The sequence below is a fragment of the Xanthomonas sp. BRIP62415 genome, assembly GCF_003993515.1.
Classification (GTDB): domain Bacteria; phylum Pseudomonadota; class Gammaproteobacteria; order Xanthomonadales; family Xanthomonadaceae; genus Xanthomonas; species Xanthomonas euroxanthea.
In genome coordinates, this window is record NZ_QEZH01000029.1 from 111,484 (window position 1) to 128,118 (window position 16,635).

Consider the following 16,635-nt stretch of genomic DNA (forward strand, 5'->3'; position numbering starts at 1 on the left):
GAAGCTTCCGTCATGTCGGAACAAAAGATCCGGATTCGGTTGAAGGCGTTCGATCATCGTTTGATCGACCGTTCGGCCAGCGAGATCGTCGAAACGGCTAAGCGGACCGGCGCGCAAGTGCGTGGCCCGATCCCGTTGCCGACCAAGATCGAACGTTACACCATCCTCGTATCCCCGCATGCCGACAAGGATGCGCGTGACCAGTACGAAACCCGCACGCACAAGCGTGTGCTCGATATCGTCGACCCGAACGACAAGACCGTGGACGCGCTGATGAAGCTCGAACTCGCGGCTGGCGTCGACGTTCAGATCAAGTTGACCTGAGGACTACGACCATGACGAAGAAATATTCGTTGGGCTTCGTAGGCCGCAAGGCTGGTATGAGCCGCGTCTTCACCGAAGACGGTCGCTCGGTACCGGTCACGCTGATCGAAGCAACTCCAAACCGCATCGCGCAGATCAAGACCGTCGAAGCTGACGGCTACAGCGCCGTGCAGATTACCGTTGGTGCCCGTCGTGCCGCGCTGGTCAACAAGCCGGCTGCTGGCCACTTCGCCAAGGCGAAGGTGGAAGCGGGTCGCGGCCTGTGGGAATTCCGCGTTGAAGATGCCCAGCTCGGCGATTTCGCCGTCGGCGGCGAAATCAAGGCGGACATCTTCGAGGTCGGCCAGAAGGTCGACGTCCAGGGCGTCACCAAGGGTAAGGGTTTCCAGGGCACCATCAAGCGCTACAACTTCCGTATGGGCGATGCAACTCACGGTAACTCGCTGTCGCATCGCGCGCCGGGTTCGTTGGGTCAACGCCAGACCCCGGGTCGCGTTTTCCCGGGCAAGAAGATGTCGGGCCACATGGGCGCCGTGCAGCAAAGCACGCAGAACCTGGAAGTGGTCAAGGTCGACGTCGAGCGTGGTCTGATTGCTATCCGCGGCGCCGTGCCTGGCGCAGCTGGTGGCGACGTGATCGTCCGTCCGGCGAGCAAGGCATAAGGAGAGATGACGATGGAACTCGTTATCACGGGTAGCAACAACAAGGTCTCGGTCTCCGATGCCGTGTTCGGTCGCGAATTCAGCGAAGATCTGGTTCACCAGGTCGTCGTCGCTTATCGCAATGCCGGTCGCGCTGGTACCAAGGCACAGAAGACGCGTTCGGAAGTTGCGGGCACGACCAAGAAGTCGAAGAAGCAGAAGGGCGGCGGTGCGCGTCATGGCGCGCTGACGGCTCCGATCTTCGTCGGCGGCGGCGTGACCTTCGCGGCCAAGCCGCGCAGCTTCGAACAGAAAGTCAACCGCAAGATGTACCGTGCGGCCATCTGCGCGATCTTCTCTGAGCTTAATCGCCAGGGTCGCCTGATGATCGTCGATGCGTTCGACGTCGAAACCACCAAGACCCAGGGTCTGATCGAGAAGCTGAAGGGACTGGATGTGGGCAAGCGCCCGCTGATCGTCACCGAGGAAGCCTCCGAGCACCTGTATCTGTCCGCCCGCAATCTGCCGTATGTGCAGGTGCGTGATGTGCAGGGTCTGGATCCGGTCGCTCTGGTCGGGGCCGATACGGTCGTGATCACCGCCGATGCGGTCAAGAAGGTCGAGGAGTGGCTGGCATGAGCAGCAACGAAAAAATCTTCAGCGTGCTGCGTGCTCCGCGAGTCTCCGAAAAGACCGCGCGCCTGCAGGAAATCTCCAACCAGTATGTCTTCGAAGTTTCGAACGAAGCCACCAAGGCCGATGTAAAGGCCGCGGTCGAGCAGCTGTTCGACGTCAAGGTCAAAGCGGTCAACGTGGTCAACGTCAAGGGCAAGAGCAAGTCCTTCCGTAACCGTGCTGGCAGCCGTGGCAATTGGCGCAAGGCGTACGTCCGCCTGGTTGATGGTCAGTCCATCGACGTAACGGCCAAGGCCTGAGGTCCATCCCATGCCATTGATGAAGTTCAAACCCACCTCTCCCGGCCGTCGTTCCGCCGTGCGCGTGGTTACTCCCGATCTGCACAAGGGCGCACCGCACGCGGCGCTGCTCGATTCGCAGAGCAAGTCCGGTGGTCGTAACCACCATGGCCGCATCACCGTGCGTCACGTCGGTGGTGGTCATAAGCAGCACTACCGCATCATCGACTTCAAGCGCAACAAGGAAGGTATTCCGGCGCGTGTGGAGCGGATCGAATACGATCCGAACCGTACCGCTCATATCGCCCTGCTGTGCTATGTCGACGGCGAGCGTCGCTACATCATCGCCCCCAAGGGCTTGAAGGCTGGCGATCAGGTCATTGCCGGTGCCAACGCGCCGATCAAGACCGGCAACACGCTGCCGCTGCGCAACATCCCGGTCGGTACGACGGTCCACGGTATCGAGCTGAAGCCGGGTAAGGGCGCTCAGATCGCACGTGCTGCCGGTGCAGCCGTCCAGCTGGTCGCTCGCGAAGGCATCTATGCCACGCTGCGTCTGCGCTCGGGCGAAATGCGCAAGGTGCCGGTCGAGTGCCGCGCCACCATCGGCGAAGTCGGCAACGACGAGCACAACCTCGAGAAGCTGGGCAAGGCTGGCGCCAAGCGCTGGCGCGGTGTTCGCCCGACCGTTCGCGGTGCGGCCATGAACCCGGTCGATCACCCGCACGGTGGTGGTGAGGCCAAGGCTGGCCAGGGTAATCCGCATCCGGTCACCCCGTGGGGTGTTCCGACCAAGGGTTACAAGACGCGCAAGAACAAGCGCACCCAGCAATTCATCGTCCGCGATCGTAGGGGCTAATCGACCATGGCACGTTCACTCAAGAAGGGCCCGTTCGTCGATCACCACCTTGCAAAGAAGGTGGAGTCCGCTGCGGGTAGCAAGAAGCCGATCAAGACCTGGTCGCGCCGTTCGATGATCCTGCCGGAAATGGTAGGCATCACCATCGCCGTGCATAACGGCAAGAACCACATTCCGGTGCTCGTCAACGAGAATATGGTCGGCCACAAGCTCGGCGAATTTGCCGTCACCCGGACCTTCAAGGGTCACGGTGGCGACAAGAAGTCGAGCAGGTAAGGGAGAGATGACGATGGAAGCGAAAGCAATCCTGCGCACCGCGCGCATCTCCCCGCAGAAGGCCCGCCTGGTCGCTGACCAGGTGCGTGGTTTGTCCGCCGAACGTGCGGTCAATCTGCTGAAGTTCTCGGATAAAAAGGCTGCGCACCTGATCAAGAAGGTTGTGGAGTCGGCGATTGCCAATGCCGAGAACAATCAGGGCGCGGATGTCGACGAGCTGAAGGTCAAGACCATCATGGTTGATGAAGGTCCGTCCCTGAAGCGTTTCATGGCGCGGGCGAAAGGCCGCGGTACCCGCATCCTCAAGCGCACCAGTCACATCACTGTGATTGTCGGCGCCGCCAAGTAAGCGGAAAGGAAAAGACCATGGGTCATAAAGTTCATCCGACTGGAATTCGCCTTGGCATCGCCAAGGACTGGAATTCCAAGTGGTACGCAAACAAGGCCGACTTCGCCGCCTACCTGGCAGCCGACCTGAAAGTGCGTGAAATGCTGCGCAAGAAGCTCGCGCAGGCAGGTATCAGCAAGATCTTGATCGAGCGCCCTGCCAAAACCGCCCGCGTGACCATTCACACCGCCCGCCCGGGCGTGGTGATCGGCAAGCGTGGCGAGGACATCGAAAAGCTGCGCAAGGAAGTGAGCGCGATGATGGGTGTTCCTGCCCACATCAACGTCACCGAAGTGCGCAAGCCGGAGCTGGATGCGCAGCTGGTCGCCGAGTCGATCGCGCAGCAGCTTGAGCGTCGCATCATGTTCCGCCGTGCAATGAAGCGCTCGGTCGGCAACGCGATGCGCCTGGGTGCCCTGGGCATCAAGGTCAACGTGGCTGGCCGCCTCAACGGTGCAGAAATCGCCCGTTCGGAGTGGTACCGCGAAGGCCGCGTGCCGCTGCACACGCTACGTGCCGACATTGATTACGGTTTTGCCGAGGCGTCCACGACGTACGGCATCATCGGCATCAAGGTCTGGATCTATAAGGGTGAGGTCTTCGACTTCTCCCAGGTTGGCCAGGAGAAGCAGGACGACAGCCCGCGCAACGATCGTAACGATCGCGGCGACCGTGGTGACCGTCCTTCGCGCCCGGCTCGTGAAGCGAGGTAACGGCAATGTTGCAACCCAAGCGAACCAAATACCGCAAGATGCACAAGGGCCGTAACGACGGCCTGGCATGGAGCGGAAACGCCGTCAGCTTCGGCGAGTACGGCCTCAAGGCAACCGCGCACGGTCAGCTGACCGCGCGTCAGATTGAAGCAGCACGTCGTACGATCAGCCGCCACGTCAAGAAGGGCGGCAAGATGTGGATCCGTGTGTTCCCCGACAAGCCGATCACCAAGAAGCCGATCGAAGTCCGCATGGGCTCCGGTAAGGGCAACGTGGAGTACTGGGTCGCGCAGATTCAGCCGGGCCGCATGATCTATGAAATCGAGGGGATTCCCGAAGATATCGCACGTGAGGCGTTCCGCCTTGCCGCCGCGAAATTGTCGGTGACCACCACTTTCGTGACCCGGACGGTGCGCTGATGGATATCAAACAACTCCGCGAGAAGTCGGCTGACGAACTGAAGGCCCACCTGACCGATCTGCGTAAGGAGCAGTTCTCGCTCCGTATGCAGCAGGTCACCGGCCAGCTGCCGAAGACCCACGATACCCGCCGGGTGCGCCGCGAGATTGCTCGCGTCAAGTACCTGCTCGGCAGCACCAAGTAAGGACGGCCGCGATGAGCGACAACAACGAAAAGCAAACGCTGCGCACGGTCGAAGGCCGTGTCGTCAGCAACAAGATGGACAAGACGGTCACCGTGTTGGTGGAGCGCCAGGTCAAGCACCCGTTGTACGGTAAGTACATCAAGCGCTCGTCCAAGCTCCACGCACACGACGCCGACAATGCCTGCAACGAAGGCGACGTCGTGCGTGTGACCGAGATTGCTCCAATGTCCAAGACCAAGAACTGGCGGGTGGTCGAAATCGTCACCCGTTCGGCCGAATAAGGGAGATCTGAATCATGATCCAGATGCAGAGCTACCTCGATGTCGCCGACAATTCGGGTGCCAAGGAAGTGATGTGCATCAAGGTGCTGGGCGGCTCCAAGCGCCGCTACGCACACATTGGCGACATCATCAAGGTGACCGTCAAGGACGCCATTCCGCGTGGCAAGGTCAAGAAGGGCGAAGTCTACGACGCCGTCGTGGTGCGTACCCGCAAGGGTGTGCGCCGTCCCGACGGTTCGCTGATCCGCTTCGATGGCAACGCCGCTGTGCTGTTGAACAATAAGCAGGAGCCGATCGGGACCCGCATCTTCGGGCCGGTGACGCGCGAGCTGCGTTCCGAGAAGTTCATGAAGATCGTCTCGCTCGCTCCCGAAGTGCTGTGAGCGGAGGACATATACATGGCTAACCGTATCAAGAAGGGCGACCAGGTCGTCATCAACACCGGCAAGGACAAGGGTAAGCAGGGTGAAGTTGTGCGTGTGGACGGCGATCGCGTGATCGTCTCCAATGCCAACGTCATCAAGCGCCACACCAAGCCGAACCCGCAGGCGGGTGTCGCCGGCGGCGTGGTCGAGCGTGAAGCGTCGATCCATATCTCCAACGTCAATATCGTCAACCCGGCAACGGGCAAGGGCGAGCGCGTTGGCTTCAAGGTGCTGGAGGATGGACGCAAATTGCGTGTGTTCCGCTCCAGCGGTGAGGCGCTCGACGCCTGAGGAATGCGATCATGAACACTCGTCTCGAAAAGTTTTACAAGGAAAACGTGGTGCCGGCCCTGATGAAGGAATTCGGCTACACCAATCCGATGGAAGTGCCGAAGCTGGTCAAGGTCACGCTCAACATGGGCGTGGGCGAGGCGGCTACCAACAAGAAGATTCTGGAAAATGCGGTCGCCGACATGTCCAAGATCTCCGGCCAGAAGCCGGTGGTCACCAAGTCGCGCGTTTCGGTCGCATCGTTCAAGATTCGTGACGGTTGGCCGATCGGCTGCAAGACCACCTTGCGTCGCGCCAAGATGTACGAGTTTCTGGATCGTCTGATCAACATCTCGCTGCCGCGCGTGCGCGACTTCCGTGGTGTTTCCGGTCGCTCCTTTGACGGTCGTGGCAACTTCAACATGGGTGTGAAGGAACAGATCATCTTCCCGGAAATCGACTTCGACGCCGTCGACGCGATTCGCGGTATGGATATCGCCATCACCACCACCGCCAAGACGGATGCGGAAGCGAAGGCGCTGCTGGCAGCGTTCAAGTTCCCGTTCCGTAACTGACCGTCGAGGACATCCGAAATGGCAAAGACCTCCATGATCCACCGCGACATCAAGCGTGCAAAGCTGGCGAAGAAATTCGCAGGCAAGCGTGATGCGCTGAAGAAGATCCTCTCCAGTCAGGATGCGTCCTACGAAGAGAAGATCGACGCGTCGACCAAGTTGCAGAAGCTGCCGCGCGATTCGTCGCCGAGCCGCCACCGCAACCGTTGCGAGCTGTCCGGCCGTCCGCGCGGTGTCTACCGCAAGTTCGGTCTGGGTCGCAACATGCTGCGCAAGGCCACGATGAACGGTGACGTTCCGGGCCTGCGCAAGGCAAGCTGGTAACAGCATTGCCGGCCGTTCGCGGCCGGCTTGAACAGGATCGTTCTGTTCAACAGGGGAGTCCGACGCAAGTCGGGCTCTTTTGTCGTATACTTCCGCTTCTGTCTTGCCCGCATGGGCGCGGCATGGCGTAAAGGGTCCTGGCCCATCCCCAGGAAAACACAAGATTTTCGCGAAAGCGGATATCGGTGCACTCAAAGGTACTCATATGAGCATGACTGATCCCATCGCCGACCTGCTGGTACGCATCAAGAATGCGGCCGCGGTTGGTAAGCAGACGGTGAAATTGCCGTCGTCCAAGATCAAGGTTGCGATCGCCCAGGTCCTGAAGGACGAGGGTTACATCACCGACCTGCGCGTGACAGCAACCGAGAACAACAAGTCGGAGCTGGAAATCGTGCTGAAGTATTTCGAAGGCCGTCCGGTCATCGAGACCCTGAAGCGTTTCTCGCGCTCGGGTCTGCGCCAGTACCGCGGCAAGACCGAGCTGCCCAAGGTCCTGGGTGGCCTGGGTATCGCCATCATCTCCACGTCGAAGGGCATCATGACCGATGCGCAGGCTCGCGAAGCCGGCGTTGGTGGTGAAGTCCTGTGCTTCGTGGCCTAAGGGAAGGAATCGATCATGTCCCGTGTAGCCAAGAAGCCTGTTTCCCTTCCGAAGGGTGTTGAACTCAACGTCCAGCCCGAGCTGGTCAGCGTCAAGGGCCCGAAGGGCACCCTGACCCTGCCGAAGCCGACTGGCGTCGAAATCGCCATCGACGGCGACGTTGCCACGCTGTCGGCCAATGACCCGTCGCAGATCGCCATCACCGGTACCGTGCGCGCCATCCTGGCCAACATGGTCAAGGGTGTGTCCGAAGGCTTCGAGCGCAAGCTCGAGCTGGTCGGCGTCGGTTACCGCGCCGCCATGCAGGGCAAGGATCTGAGCCTGGCGCTCGGTTTCTCGCATCCGCTGGTGTTCGTGGCGCCGGAAGGCATCACGCTGTCGACCCCGACCCAGACCGAGATCGTGGTCCAGGGCGCCGACAAGCAGCGCGTCGGCGAAGTCGCCGCCAAGATTCGCGGTTTCCGTCCGCCGGAGCCCTACAAGGGCAAGGGTGTGAAGTACGCCGGTGAAGTCATCATTCGCAAGGAAGCCAAGAAGGCGTAACGCAGGTCCCTCTGCTAGGAGCCCGGCCATCCATGGCCGGACTTTTCGATGCAAAAGCCTGCTTCCTTCAGCTTCCGTAGGATAAATATCATGAGCATCAACAAGAACATCGCCCGTCTGCGTCGCGCCAAGTCCACCCGTTCGCACATCCGTGAGCTGGGCGTCGCTCGCCTGTCGGTGCTGCGCACCGGCCAGCATCTGTATGCGCAGGTCTTCACCGCCGACGGTTCCAAGGTGATTGCCGCGGCGAACACCCTGCAGGCCGACGTCAAGGAAGGCCTGAAGAACGGCAAGAACAGCGATGCGGCCGTCAAGGTCGGCAAGCTGATCGCCGAGCGCGCCAAGGCTGCGGGCATCGAGAAGGTCGCGTTCGACCGCTCGGGCTACCGCTACCATGGCCGTATCAAGGCGCTGGCCGATGCAGCTCGCGAAGGCGGCCTGCAGTTCTAAGCACTGCTGCGGACGTGGCCATCGGTCACGTCCGCGATACCGCCGGCAGGGAGATGCCGGACCGTCCCGTTCTTTTGCAACGGAGCCGGGAACACTGCGTGACTTCACAACCATAAGCGGCTTCGAGCCGTACATACTCAATCAATCAAGGAATCAAGATGGCAGAAGAACGTGCACCGCGGGGTCGTGAACGCGACCGTAACCGCGAAGAGAAAGTCGACGATGGCATGATCGAAAAGCTGGTCGCGGTCAATCGCGTCAGCAAGACGGTCAAGGGCGGTCGCCAGTTCACCTTCACCGCGCTGACCGTGGTCGGCGATGGTCTGGGCAAGGTCGGTTTCGGGTATGGCAAGGCGCGCGAAGTGCCGGTCGCCATCCAGAAGTCGATGGAACAGGCGCGCAAGAACCTGGCCACCGTCGATCTGAACAACGGTACCTTGTGGCATGCCGTCAAGTCCGGCCATGGCGCAGCACGCGTCTACATGCAGCCGGCCTCGGAAGGTACGGGCGTCATCGCCGGCGGCGCCATGCGCGCTGTGCTGGAAGCGGTTGGCGTCAAGAACGTGCTGGCCAAGGCGGTTGGTTCGCGTAACCCGATCAACCTGGTCCGTGCAACCCTGAAGGGTCTGTCGGAAGTGCAGTCGCCGGCGCGTGTTGCGGCCAAGCGCGGCAAGAAGGTGGAGGAGCTCAACCATGGCTAAGGACACCAACAAGACCGTGACGGTGCGCCTGGTGCGTGGCCTGCGTGGAACCCAGTCGCGTCACCGCCTGTCGGTGCGTGCGTTGGGCCTGAATAAGCTCAACGATGTGCGTGAACTGAAGGACAGCCCGCAGGTTCGCGGCCTGATCAACACCGTTCACTACCTCGTCAAGGTTGAGGACTAATCCCATGACTTTGCATCTCAATGACCTCAAGCCCGCCGACGGCGCCCGCACCGAGCGCACCCGCGTCGGCCGTGGCATCGGCTCCGGCCTTGGCAAGACCTGTGGCCGCGGCCACAAGGGTTCGTTCGCGCGCAAGGGCGGCGGCAAGATCAAGGCCGGCTTCGAAGGCGGCCAGACCCCGATGCAGCGTCGTCTGCCGAAGATCGGTTTCCGTTCGAAGATGGCGCGTGACAGTGCCGAAGTGTTGTCCTACCAGCTGGACAAGCTGGAAGCCGGTGAGATCGACTTTGCAGCGCTGCGTGCGGCCAATCTGGTCCCGAGCCGCGCCAAGAAGGCGAAGATCGTGCTGAAGGGCGAGCTGAGCAAGAAGTTCGTGCTGAAGGGCGTGGCCGCAAGTGCAGGCGCCAAGGCAGCAATCGAAGCTGCCGGCGGCAGCGTAGAGGAGTAATCGGCAGATGGCGCAGGCTGGCATTGGTAACCTCGGTGGCGGGCTCGGCAAGTTCACGGAACTTCGCCAGCGGCTGCTGTTCGTCCTCGGGGCATTGATCGTCTATCGCATCGGCTGCTATGTGCCGGTGCCTGGCGTGAATCCCGATGCCATGCTTTCGTTGATGCAGGCGCAGGGCGGCGGCATCGTGGACATGTTCAACATGTTCTCGGGCGGCGCCCTGCACCGTTTCAGTATTTTTGCGTTGAACGTGATGCCGTACATCTCGGCATCGATCGTGATCCAGTTGGCCACGCACATCTTTCCCGCCCTCAAGGCGATGCAGAAGGAAGGCGAATCCGGCCGACGCAAGATCACCCAGTATTCGCGCATCGGTGCGGTGCTTCTGGCAGTGGTGCAGGGCGGTAGTATCGCGCTGGCACTGCAGAATCAGACCGCGCCCGGTGGCGCTCCGGTGGTGTATGCGCCGGGCATGGGCTTCGTGCTCACCGCAGTGATCGCGCTGACCGCCGGCACCATCTTCCTGATGTGGGTGGGCGAGCAGGTCACCGAGCGTGGCATCGGCAACGGCGTGTCGCTGATCATCTTCGCCGGCATCGTGGCGGGTCTTCCGTCGGCGGCTATCCAGACCGTCGAGGCCTTCCGCGAAGGCAATCTGAGCTTCATTTCACTGCTGCTGATCGTCATCACCATTCTGGCCTTCACGCTGTTTGTGGTGTTCGTCGAACGCGGGCAGCGACGTATCACGGTCAACTACGCGCGCCGCCAGGGCGGTCGCAATGCGTACATGAACCAGACCTCGTTCCTGCCGCTGAAGCTCAATATGGCAGGCGTGATTCCGCCGATCTTCGCCTCCAGCATCCTCGCCTTCCCGGCGACGCTGTCGATGTGGTCCGGTCAGGCGGCGTCCGGCAGCGGCGTGGGTTCCTGGCTGCAGAAGATCGCCAATGCGCTCGGGCCGGGCGAGCCGGTGCACATGTTGGTGTTTGCGGCACTGATCATCGGCTTTGCGTTCTTCTACACCGCGCTGGTGTTCAACTCGCAGGAAACCGCCGACAACCTCAAGAAGTCGGGCGCGCTGATTCCGGGCATCCGCCCTGGCAAGGCGACGGCGGATTATGTGGACGGCGTGCTGACACGTCTGACCGCAGCGGGTTCGTTGTATCTGGTGATCGTCTGCCTGCTGCCGGAAATCATGCGCACGCAGCTGGGCACCTCGTTCCACTTCGGTGGTACGTCGTTGCTGATCGCCGTGGTGGTGGTGATGGACTTCATTGCGCAGATCCAGGCGCATCTGATGTCGCATCAGTACGAGAGCCTGCTGAAGAAGGCCAACCTCAAGGGTGGCTCGCGCGGCGGTCTGGCGCGCAGTTAAGTCTCGCGGGCGGTTAGGTGGTACACTAGATCTTCATTGCGTGAAGACGGCCTGGTTCCCGGGCCACGATCTTCCGATCAGAAGGGCGGCTCGCGCGACGTCTCGCGCGCGGGTGTGACGAGGTGGTCCTGTGCGGGAGTAGTACAGGCGATTCGGAGCAGTTTTCTGGATCAACATCGTCCGGCGCCGGAGCGAGGGCACACTCCCCACGCCGGGTCCATGGAACTTTTGGTTCCGCGGGCTTCAAAGCAATCCGAGGCCTTGCTACAATTCCGAGTTCACTTTTGATCCATCCTGCCGGATGGCGCCTGGGCGCTGTCGGGCCATCACTCAGTTGGAGAATCGCGTCATGGCGCGTATTGCAGGCGTCAACCTGCCAGCCCAGAAGCACGTCTGGGTCGGGTTGCAAAGCATCTACGGCATCGGCCGTACCCGTTCGAAGAAGCTCTGCGAATCCGCAGGCGTTACCTCGACCACGAAGATTCGTGATCTGTCCGAACCCGAAATCGAGCGCCTGCGCGCCGAAGTCGGCAAGTATGTCGTCGAAGGCGACCTGCGCCGCGAAATCGGTATCGCGATCAAGCGACTGATGGACCTGGGCTGCTATCGCGGTCTGCGTCATCGCCGTGGTCTCCCGCTGCGTGGTCAGCGCACCCGTACCAACGCCCGCACCCGTAAGGGTCCGCGCAAGGCGATCAGGAAGTAAGGGATAGATCATGGCAAAGCCAGCAGAAAAGAAAACGAAGAAGAAGATCAAGCGCGTCATCACTGATGGCGTCGCCCACGTCCACGCTTCGTTCAACAACACCATCGTCACCATCACCGATCGCCAGGGCAATGCGCTGTCGTGGGCTACGTCCGGCGGCGCCGGCTTCCGTGGTTCGCGCAAGTCGACCCCGTTCGCTGCTCAGGTTGCCGCCGAAAAGGCTGGCCGCGCTGCGCTCGATTACGGCGTGAAGTCGCTGGAAGTACGTATCAAGGGTCCGGGTCCGGGCCGTGAGTCGGCCGTGCGTTCGTTGAACAACGTGGGCTACAAGATCACCAACATCATCGACGTGACGCCAATCCCGCACAACGGGTGCCGTCCGCCGAAGAAGCGTCGCGTCTAAAGGGAGCGATAAGAAATGGCTCGTTATATCGGTCCTACCTGTAAGCTCGCCCGCCGCGAAGGCGCCGATCTTTCCCTCAAGAGCCCGGCGCGTGCGCTGGACTCCAAGTGCAAGCTTGAGCAGAAGCCCGGCCAACACGGCGCGGCTCGCAAAGGCAAGCTCTCCGACTACGCTACCCAGCTGCGTGAAAAGCAGAAGGTCAAGCGCATCTACGGGTTGCTGGAGCGTCAGTTCCGCAACTACTACAAGAAGGCCTCGACCAAGAAGGGCAACACCGGCGAGAACCTGCTGCAGTTGCTGGAAACCCGTCTGGACAACGTCTGCTACCGCATGGGCTTTGCCGTCACCCGTCCGGCCGCGCGCCAGCTGGTGTCGCACCGTGGCGTGCTGGTCAATGGCAAGTCGGTGAATCTGGCGTCGTACCAGATCAAGGCTGGCGATGCGATCACGCTGTCGGAAAAGGCACAGAAGCAGCTCCGCGTGCAGGAAGCCCTGACCGTGGCTGAGCAGCACGACATGACGCCGTCGTGGGTCGAAGTCGATTCGAAGAAGTTCAGCGGCGTGTTCAAGGCCGTTCCGGATCGCGCTGACCTGCCTTCGGATATCAACGAAGCGCTGATCGTCGAGTTGTATTCGAAGTAATTCACATTGGAGAGCCTCCGGCACCGCCGGAGGTTCGCAGGAGACCCCGCAACATGACGGTTACCGCCAACCAGGTTCTGCGCCCCCGTGGTCCGCAGATCGAACGTCTTACCGACAATCGCGCAAAGGTCGTGATCGAGCCCTTGGAGCGCGGTTACGGGCACACGCTGGGCAATGCCCTGCGTCGTGTGCTGTTGTCGTCGATCCCGGGTTTTGCGATCACCGAGGTCGAGATCGACGGCGTGCTGCACGAGTACACCACGGTCGAAGGGCTGCAGGAAGACGTGCTTGACGTCCTGCTCAACCTGAAAGACGTGGCGATTCGTATGCATAGTGGCGACAGCGCGACGCTGTCGTTGTCCAAGCAGGGTCCGGGTACGGTCACTGCGGCCGACATCAGGACCGATCACAACGTCGAGATCATCAACGGCGACCATGTGATCTGCCACCTGACCAAGGACACGGCGCTGAACATGCGCCTGAAGATCGAGCGTGGTTTCGGCTATCAGCCGGCTGCTGCGCGTCGTCGTCCGGACGAAGAGACCCGCACCATCGGTCGTCTGATGCTGGATGCGTCGTTCTCGCCGGTGCGTCGCGTTGCCTATGCCGTGGAAGCTGCGCGCGTTGAACAGCGCACCGACCTCGACAAGCTGGTGATCGATATCGAGACCAACGGCACCATCGATGCCGAGGAAGCCGTGCGCACCGCCGCCGACATCCTCAGCGATCAGCTGTCGGTGTTCGGCGATTTCACCCACCGCGATCGCGGTGCGGCCAAGCCGGCTGCCAGCGGCGTGGATCCGGTGCTGCTGCGCCCGATCGACGACCTCGAGCTGACCGTGCGTTCGGCCAACTGCCTGAAGGCCGAGAGCATCTACTACATCGGCGATCTGATCCAGAAGACCGAAGTGGAACTGCTCAAGACCCCGAATCTTGGCAAGAAGTCGCTGACCGAAATCAAGGAAGTGCTGGCACAGCGCGGCCTTGCACTGGGCATGAAGCTGGAGAACTGGCCGCCGGCCGGTGTCGCCCAGCACGGCATGCTTGGTTAATGCATCATCCGCATGGGCGTCTTCGGGCGCCCATGCTGTTTTTACATCGACGGGCCAAAGCCCGCGGTGACATCCGGTCGAAGGACGGCCGGCTCGGACCAACCGCAGTCCATTCAACAGCGCCAGGATGGCGACAACGTCTCTCAAAGCAGTCTCAACATTCCTTAGGAAATCACACTCATGCGTCACCAGAAATCTGGCCGTAAGTTCAACCGCACCAGCGCGCACCGCGAAGCCATGTTCCGCAATATGGCCGCCTCGCTGTTCAAGCACGAGCTGATCAAGACCACCTTGCCGAAGGCCAAGGAACTGCGTCGCGTCGCCGAGCCGCTGATCACCATCGGCAAGGTCGATGGCGTTGCCAACCGTCGTCTGGCGTTTGCCCGCCTGCGCGACAAGGAAGCCGTGGGCAAGCTGTTCGTCGAACTGGGCCCGCGTTATGCGACCCGTCCCGGCGGCTACCTGCGCATCCTGAAGGCCGGCTTCCGTGCCGGTGACAATGCGCCGATGGCGTATGTCGAGCTGGTCGACCGTCCGGTCGTCGCCGAGGAAGTGGCCGAGTAATCGGTTCGCCCTTCGCAAGGATCTTGAAAAGCCCGGCTAGCGCCGGGCTTTTTCATTGCAGGCCCCCGAGCCGGGTCTGTCGCCTTGGCGTCGATGTCACAGCCGCAATGCAGTGCAGCGACCTGCAGGGTTCAACCATTGCCAAGCAGCCTGCTGCGACGGTGGCTGCGTCAGGGCTGCATCGCCAGCATGCAGGGTGGCGCGTGGCGGGCGATAGGCATGGCTGGACGGGACTTCGCGCTGCAACCTGCCCGATGCAGGCATCCGTGGTCACCGCGGCGGCGATGGCTGATAATCGGACATTCGATCCTAGGCAAGCGGTAGCGATGAATCCATTTCGTTGGGGTTTCCGGGCGCAGTTTTTGCTGGGCTTTCTTGGATGCGCAGGATTGCTTGCCTATGCGATCTATGTGCAGCTGCATCTTGGTCTGGAGCCATGCCCGCTCTGCATCTTCCAGCGGATCGCCTTTGCGGCGCTGGCGGTGTTGTTTCTGCTGGGCGCGTTGCATGGGCCGCGCGCCGCGGGCACGCGCAAGGTCTATGGCGTGCTGAGTTTCCTGGCTGCCGGTGTGGGCATGGGCATCGCGGCGCGGCATGTCTGGGTGCAGATCCGGCCCAAGGACATGATGTCGTCGTGCGGGCCGCCGTTGAGCTTCCTGAGCGAGACGATGGGGCCGTTCGAAGTGTTCCGCACGGTACTGACCGGCACCGGCGACTGCGGCAACATCGATTGGCGCTTCCTGGGCCTGAGCATGCCGATGTGGAGCATGCTCTGGTTCGTGGGCCTGGCACTGTGGGCGCTGTATGCCGGGTTCAGGCAGCGTGGTCCGCGCAAACTGTTCTGATCGTTCCGTTCCGGCACTGGCCGGCGCCCACGCTTTCTGGAGTTCATGATGTCCGCTTCCCCTCATTCGTCCGTCAACCAGGCAGGCCAGTGGTCGCCGCAGAGTTGGCGGCAGCGGCCGGCGCTGCAGATGCCGGTGTACCCGGATGCCGTTGCGTTGGAGCACACCCTGGGTGAGTTGCGGCAGTTGCCGCCGCTGGTGACCTCCTGGGAAATCTTCGCGCTCAAGCGCCAGCTGGCCGAGGCGCAGGAGGGCAAGCGCTTCCTGCTGCAGGGCGGAGATTGCGCCGAAAATTTCAGCGATTGCGAATCGGGCACGATTTCCAATCGCCTGAAGGTGCTGCTGCAAATGAGCCTGGTGCTGGTGCACGGCCTGCACCTGCCGGTGGTGCGGGTCGGGCGCTTTGCCGGGCAGTACGCCAAGCCGCGTTCGGCCGATACCGAGACCCGCGATGGGGTGACCTTGCCGAGCTACCGCGGCGATGTGATCAACGCGCCCGCCTTCACCGAAGCGGCACGCGTGCCGGATCCGCAGCGCATGATCACCGCGCATTCGCGCTCGGCGATGACGATGAATTTCGTGCGCGCCCTGATCGACGGCGGCTTTGCCGACCTGCACCATCCCGAATACTGGAATCTGGACTGGGTGGGCTATTCGCCGCTGGCTGCGGACTACCAGAAGATGGTGGCGTCGATCGGCGATGCGGTGCGCTTCATGGAAACCCTGTCCGGCGCGGAGGTCTACAACCTCAATCGCATCGACTTCTACACCTCGCACGAGGCGTTGCTGCTGCCGTACGAGGAAGGCCTGACCCGCCAGGTGCCGCGTCAGTGGGGCTGGTTCAACCTGAGCACGCATTACCCGTGGATCGGCATGCGCACCGCCGCGCTGGATGGCGCGCATGTGGAATATCTGCGTGGGGTACGCAACCCGATTGCAATCAAGGTGGGGCCGTCGGTGCAGCCGGATCAGCTGCTGCGTCTGATCGATGTGCTCAATCCGGAAGACGAACCTGGCCGCCTGAGCTTCATCCACCGCATGGGGGCGGCGCAGATCGCCGAAAAGTTGCCGCCGCTGCTGGAGGCGGTCCGGCGCGACGGGCGTCGGGTGTTGTGGGTGTGCGATGCGATGCACGGCAATACCGAAAGCACCGGCAATGGCTACAAGACACGACGTTTCGACAATATCCGCAGCGAGGTCGAGTTGTCGTTCGATCTGCACGCGGCAGCCGGGACGCGGCTGGGCGGGGTGCATCTGGAACTCACCGGCGAAGATGTCACCGAATGTACCGGTGGCGCGCGCGAGTTGACCGAGCGCGATCTGGAACGCGCCTACCGGTCCAGCGTGGATCCACGCCTGAACTACGAGCAGTCGCTGGAAATCGCAATGGCAATCGTGCGCAAGCAACAGCAGGTGGCAGCGCAGCCGCTGGGCGGGTGAGGCCGCCGTGCGCATGACGTGATGCTCATGCCGCGTGCGGCATGCTGTTGCAGCCATCCCTCTTTCCCCCCACAGGAGGAACGG

General features: G+C 61.8%; 29 protein-coding genes. All 29 read left to right on the top strand.

Annotation, left to right across the window (positions count from 1 at the left end; genetic code table 11):
• The first annotated feature begins 12 nt into the window (after nucleotides 1-12).
• The 29 genes from rpsJ to EO141_RS14730 all read left to right on the top strand — a co-directional run bounded on the left by rpsJ (nucleotide 13) and on the right by EO141_RS14730 (nucleotide 16,551).
• Nucleotides 13-324: a 30S ribosomal protein S10 gene (rpsJ, locus tag EO141_RS14590; RefSeq protein ID WP_003486723.1), complete on the top strand. Its 312-nt coding sequence runs from the start codon at nucleotides 13-15 to the stop codon at nucleotides 322-324.
• An 11-nt stretch (nucleotides 325-335) separates the two neighbouring features.
• Entirely contained in the window at nucleotides 336-986 is a 651-nt protein-coding gene (gene rplC, locus EO141_RS14595; RefSeq protein WP_006450633.1) for a 50S ribosomal protein L3, read from the top strand.
• Between the two features lie 12 nt (nucleotides 987-998).
• On the top strand, nucleotides 999-1,604 hold the full coding sequence (rplD, locus tag EO141_RS14600) for a 50S ribosomal protein L4 (protein ID WP_016900669.1): 606 nt from the start codon (nucleotides 999-1,001) through the stop codon (nucleotides 1,602-1,604).
• Nucleotides 1,601-1,900: a 50S ribosomal protein L23 gene (rplW, locus tag EO141_RS14605; RefSeq protein WP_002811694.1), complete on the top strand. Its 300-nt coding sequence runs from the start codon at nucleotides 1,601-1,603 to the stop codon at nucleotides 1,898-1,900. Before rplD ends, rplW begins: the two co-directional genes overlap by 4 nt.
• A gap of 10 nt (nucleotides 1,901-1,910) precedes the next feature.
• Complete coding sequence (gene rplB, locus EO141_RS14610; RefSeq protein WP_003486715.1) at nucleotides 1,911-2,738, top strand: 50S ribosomal protein L2; 828 nt, start codon at nucleotides 1,911-1,913, stop codon at nucleotides 2,736-2,738.
• A gap of 6 nt (nucleotides 2,739-2,744) precedes the next feature.
• Nucleotides 2,745-3,014 carry a 30S ribosomal protein S19 gene (gene rpsS / locus EO141_RS14615; protein WP_005993369.1) on the top strand — a complete coding sequence of 90 codons (270 nt, stop codon included), beginning with the start codon at nucleotides 2,745-2,747 and terminating at the stop codon, nucleotides 3,012-3,014.
• A 13-nt stretch (nucleotides 3,015-3,027) separates the two neighbouring features.
• Nucleotides 3,028-3,363, top strand: coding sequence for a 50S ribosomal protein L22 (gene rplV / locus EO141_RS14620; RefSeq protein ID WP_002811686.1), 336 nt, complete (start codon nucleotides 3,028-3,030; stop codon nucleotides 3,361-3,363).
• Between the two features lie 17 nt (nucleotides 3,364-3,380).
• Complete coding sequence (gene rpsC, locus EO141_RS14625; RefSeq protein ID WP_102252623.1) at nucleotides 3,381-4,115, top strand: 30S ribosomal protein S3; 735 nt, start codon at nucleotides 3,381-3,383, stop codon at nucleotides 4,113-4,115.
• 5 nt (nucleotides 4,116-4,120) lie between these two features.
• A complete protein-coding gene (rplP, locus tag EO141_RS14630; RefSeq protein ID WP_011036127.1) occupies nucleotides 4,121-4,534 on the top strand; it encodes a 50S ribosomal protein L16 in 414 nt (137 codons plus the stop codon).
• Nucleotides 4,534-4,719 carry a 50S ribosomal protein L29 gene (gene rpmC / locus EO141_RS14635; protein WP_006450638.1) on the top strand — a complete coding sequence of 62 codons (186 nt, stop codon included), beginning with the start codon at nucleotides 4,534-4,536 and terminating at the stop codon, nucleotides 4,717-4,719. Before rplP ends, rpmC begins: the two co-directional genes overlap by 1 nt.
• Nucleotides 4,720-4,730: 11 nt before the next feature.
• On the top strand, nucleotides 4,731-5,000 hold the full coding sequence (rpsQ, locus tag EO141_RS14640; RefSeq protein WP_102252624.1) for a 30S ribosomal protein S17: 270 nt from the start codon (nucleotides 4,731-4,733) through the stop codon (nucleotides 4,998-5,000).
• A 14-nt stretch (nucleotides 5,001-5,014) separates the two neighbouring features.
• Nucleotides 5,015-5,383: a 50S ribosomal protein L14 gene (gene rplN, locus EO141_RS14645; protein WP_003486699.1), complete on the top strand. Its 369-nt coding sequence runs from the start codon at nucleotides 5,015-5,017 to the stop codon at nucleotides 5,381-5,383.
• A gap of 15 nt (nucleotides 5,384-5,398) precedes the next feature.
• Entirely contained in the window at nucleotides 5,399-5,716 is a 318-nt protein-coding gene (gene rplX / locus EO141_RS14650) for a 50S ribosomal protein L24 (protein ID WP_003486696.1), read from the top strand.
• 11 nt (nucleotides 5,717-5,727) lie between these two features.
• Nucleotides 5,728-6,270 (top strand): 50S ribosomal protein L5, encoded by a 543-nt coding sequence (rplE, locus tag EO141_RS14655; RefSeq protein WP_010371090.1) that lies wholly within the window; start codon nucleotides 5,728-5,730, stop codon nucleotides 6,268-6,270.
• An 18-nt stretch (nucleotides 6,271-6,288) separates the two neighbouring features.
• Nucleotides 6,289-6,594, top strand: a complete 306-nt coding sequence (gene rpsN / locus EO141_RS14660) for a 30S ribosomal protein S14 (RefSeq protein ID WP_005917137.1) — start codon at nucleotides 6,289-6,291, stop codon at nucleotides 6,592-6,594.
• Between the two features lie 205 nt (nucleotides 6,595-6,799).
• Nucleotides 6,800-7,198, top strand: a complete 399-nt coding sequence (gene rpsH / locus EO141_RS14665; RefSeq protein WP_010371096.1) for a 30S ribosomal protein S8 — start codon at nucleotides 6,800-6,802, stop codon at nucleotides 7,196-7,198.
• A gap of 15 nt (nucleotides 7,199-7,213) precedes the next feature.
• Nucleotides 7,214-7,741 (top strand): 50S ribosomal protein L6, encoded by a 528-nt coding sequence (gene rplF, locus EO141_RS14670; protein WP_104608441.1) that lies wholly within the window; start codon nucleotides 7,214-7,216, stop codon nucleotides 7,739-7,741.
• A gap of 90 nt (nucleotides 7,742-7,831) precedes the next feature.
• Nucleotides 7,832-8,191: a 50S ribosomal protein L18 gene (gene rplR, locus EO141_RS14675; protein ID WP_016900655.1), complete on the top strand. Its 360-nt coding sequence runs from the start codon at nucleotides 7,832-7,834 to the stop codon at nucleotides 8,189-8,191.
• Nucleotides 8,192-8,349: 158 nt separating this feature from the next.
• Complete coding sequence (gene rpsE, locus EO141_RS14680) at nucleotides 8,350-8,892, top strand: 30S ribosomal protein S5 (protein ID WP_127169539.1); 543 nt, start codon at nucleotides 8,350-8,352, stop codon at nucleotides 8,890-8,892.
• Nucleotides 8,885-9,076 carry a 50S ribosomal protein L30 gene (gene rpmD, locus EO141_RS14685; RefSeq protein WP_104582267.1) on the top strand — a complete coding sequence of 64 codons (192 nt, stop codon included), beginning with the start codon at nucleotides 8,885-8,887 and terminating at the stop codon, nucleotides 9,074-9,076. Before rpsE ends, rpmD begins: the two co-directional genes overlap by 8 nt.
• Before the next feature lie 4 nt (nucleotides 9,077-9,080).
• A complete protein-coding gene (rplO, locus tag EO141_RS14690) occupies nucleotides 9,081-9,524 on the top strand; it encodes a 50S ribosomal protein L15 (RefSeq protein WP_016900650.1) in 444 nt (147 codons plus the stop codon).
• Nucleotides 9,525-9,531: 7 nt separating this feature from the next.
• Nucleotides 9,532-10,899 (top strand): preprotein translocase subunit SecY, encoded by a 1,368-nt coding sequence (secY, locus tag EO141_RS14695; RefSeq protein ID WP_016900648.1) that lies wholly within the window; start codon nucleotides 9,532-9,534, stop codon nucleotides 10,897-10,899.
• A 349-nt stretch (nucleotides 10,900-11,248) separates the two neighbouring features.
• Nucleotides 11,249-11,605, top strand: coding sequence for a 30S ribosomal protein S13 (gene rpsM, locus EO141_RS14700; protein WP_003486672.1), 357 nt, complete (start codon nucleotides 11,249-11,251; stop codon nucleotides 11,603-11,605).
• 10 nt (nucleotides 11,606-11,615) lie between these two features.
• Nucleotides 11,616-12,008: a 30S ribosomal protein S11 gene (gene rpsK, locus EO141_RS14705; RefSeq protein WP_003486671.1), complete on the top strand. Its 393-nt coding sequence runs from the start codon at nucleotides 11,616-11,618 to the stop codon at nucleotides 12,006-12,008.
• A gap of 15 nt (nucleotides 12,009-12,023) precedes the next feature.
• Nucleotides 12,024-12,650: a 30S ribosomal protein S4 gene (gene rpsD, locus EO141_RS14710; RefSeq protein WP_002811641.1), complete on the top strand. Its 627-nt coding sequence runs from the start codon at nucleotides 12,024-12,026 to the stop codon at nucleotides 12,648-12,650.
• 53 nt (nucleotides 12,651-12,703) lie between these two features.
• Entirely contained in the window at nucleotides 12,704-13,702 is a 999-nt protein-coding gene (gene rpoA / locus EO141_RS14715; protein ID WP_002811635.1) for a DNA-directed RNA polymerase subunit alpha, read from the top strand.
• Nucleotides 13,703-13,882: 180 nt separating this feature from the next.
• Nucleotides 13,883-14,266 carry a 50S ribosomal protein L17 gene (rplQ, locus tag EO141_RS14720; protein WP_003486665.1) on the top strand — a complete coding sequence of 128 codons (384 nt, stop codon included), beginning with the start codon at nucleotides 13,883-13,885 and terminating at the stop codon, nucleotides 14,264-14,266.
• 326 nt (nucleotides 14,267-14,592) lie between these two features.
• The gene (locus tag EO141_RS14725; protein WP_115676249.1) at nucleotides 14,593-15,111 is read left to right on the top strand and encodes a disulfide bond formation protein B; all 519 of its coding nucleotides are present in this window, start codon (nucleotides 14,593-14,595) and stop codon (nucleotides 15,109-15,111) included.
• Between the two features lie 48 nt (nucleotides 15,112-15,159).
• Entirely contained in the window at nucleotides 15,160-16,551 is a 1,392-nt protein-coding gene (locus EO141_RS14730) for a 3-deoxy-7-phosphoheptulonate synthase class II (protein ID WP_104649497.1), read from the top strand.
• Nucleotides 16,552-16,635 lie beyond the last annotated feature (84 nt).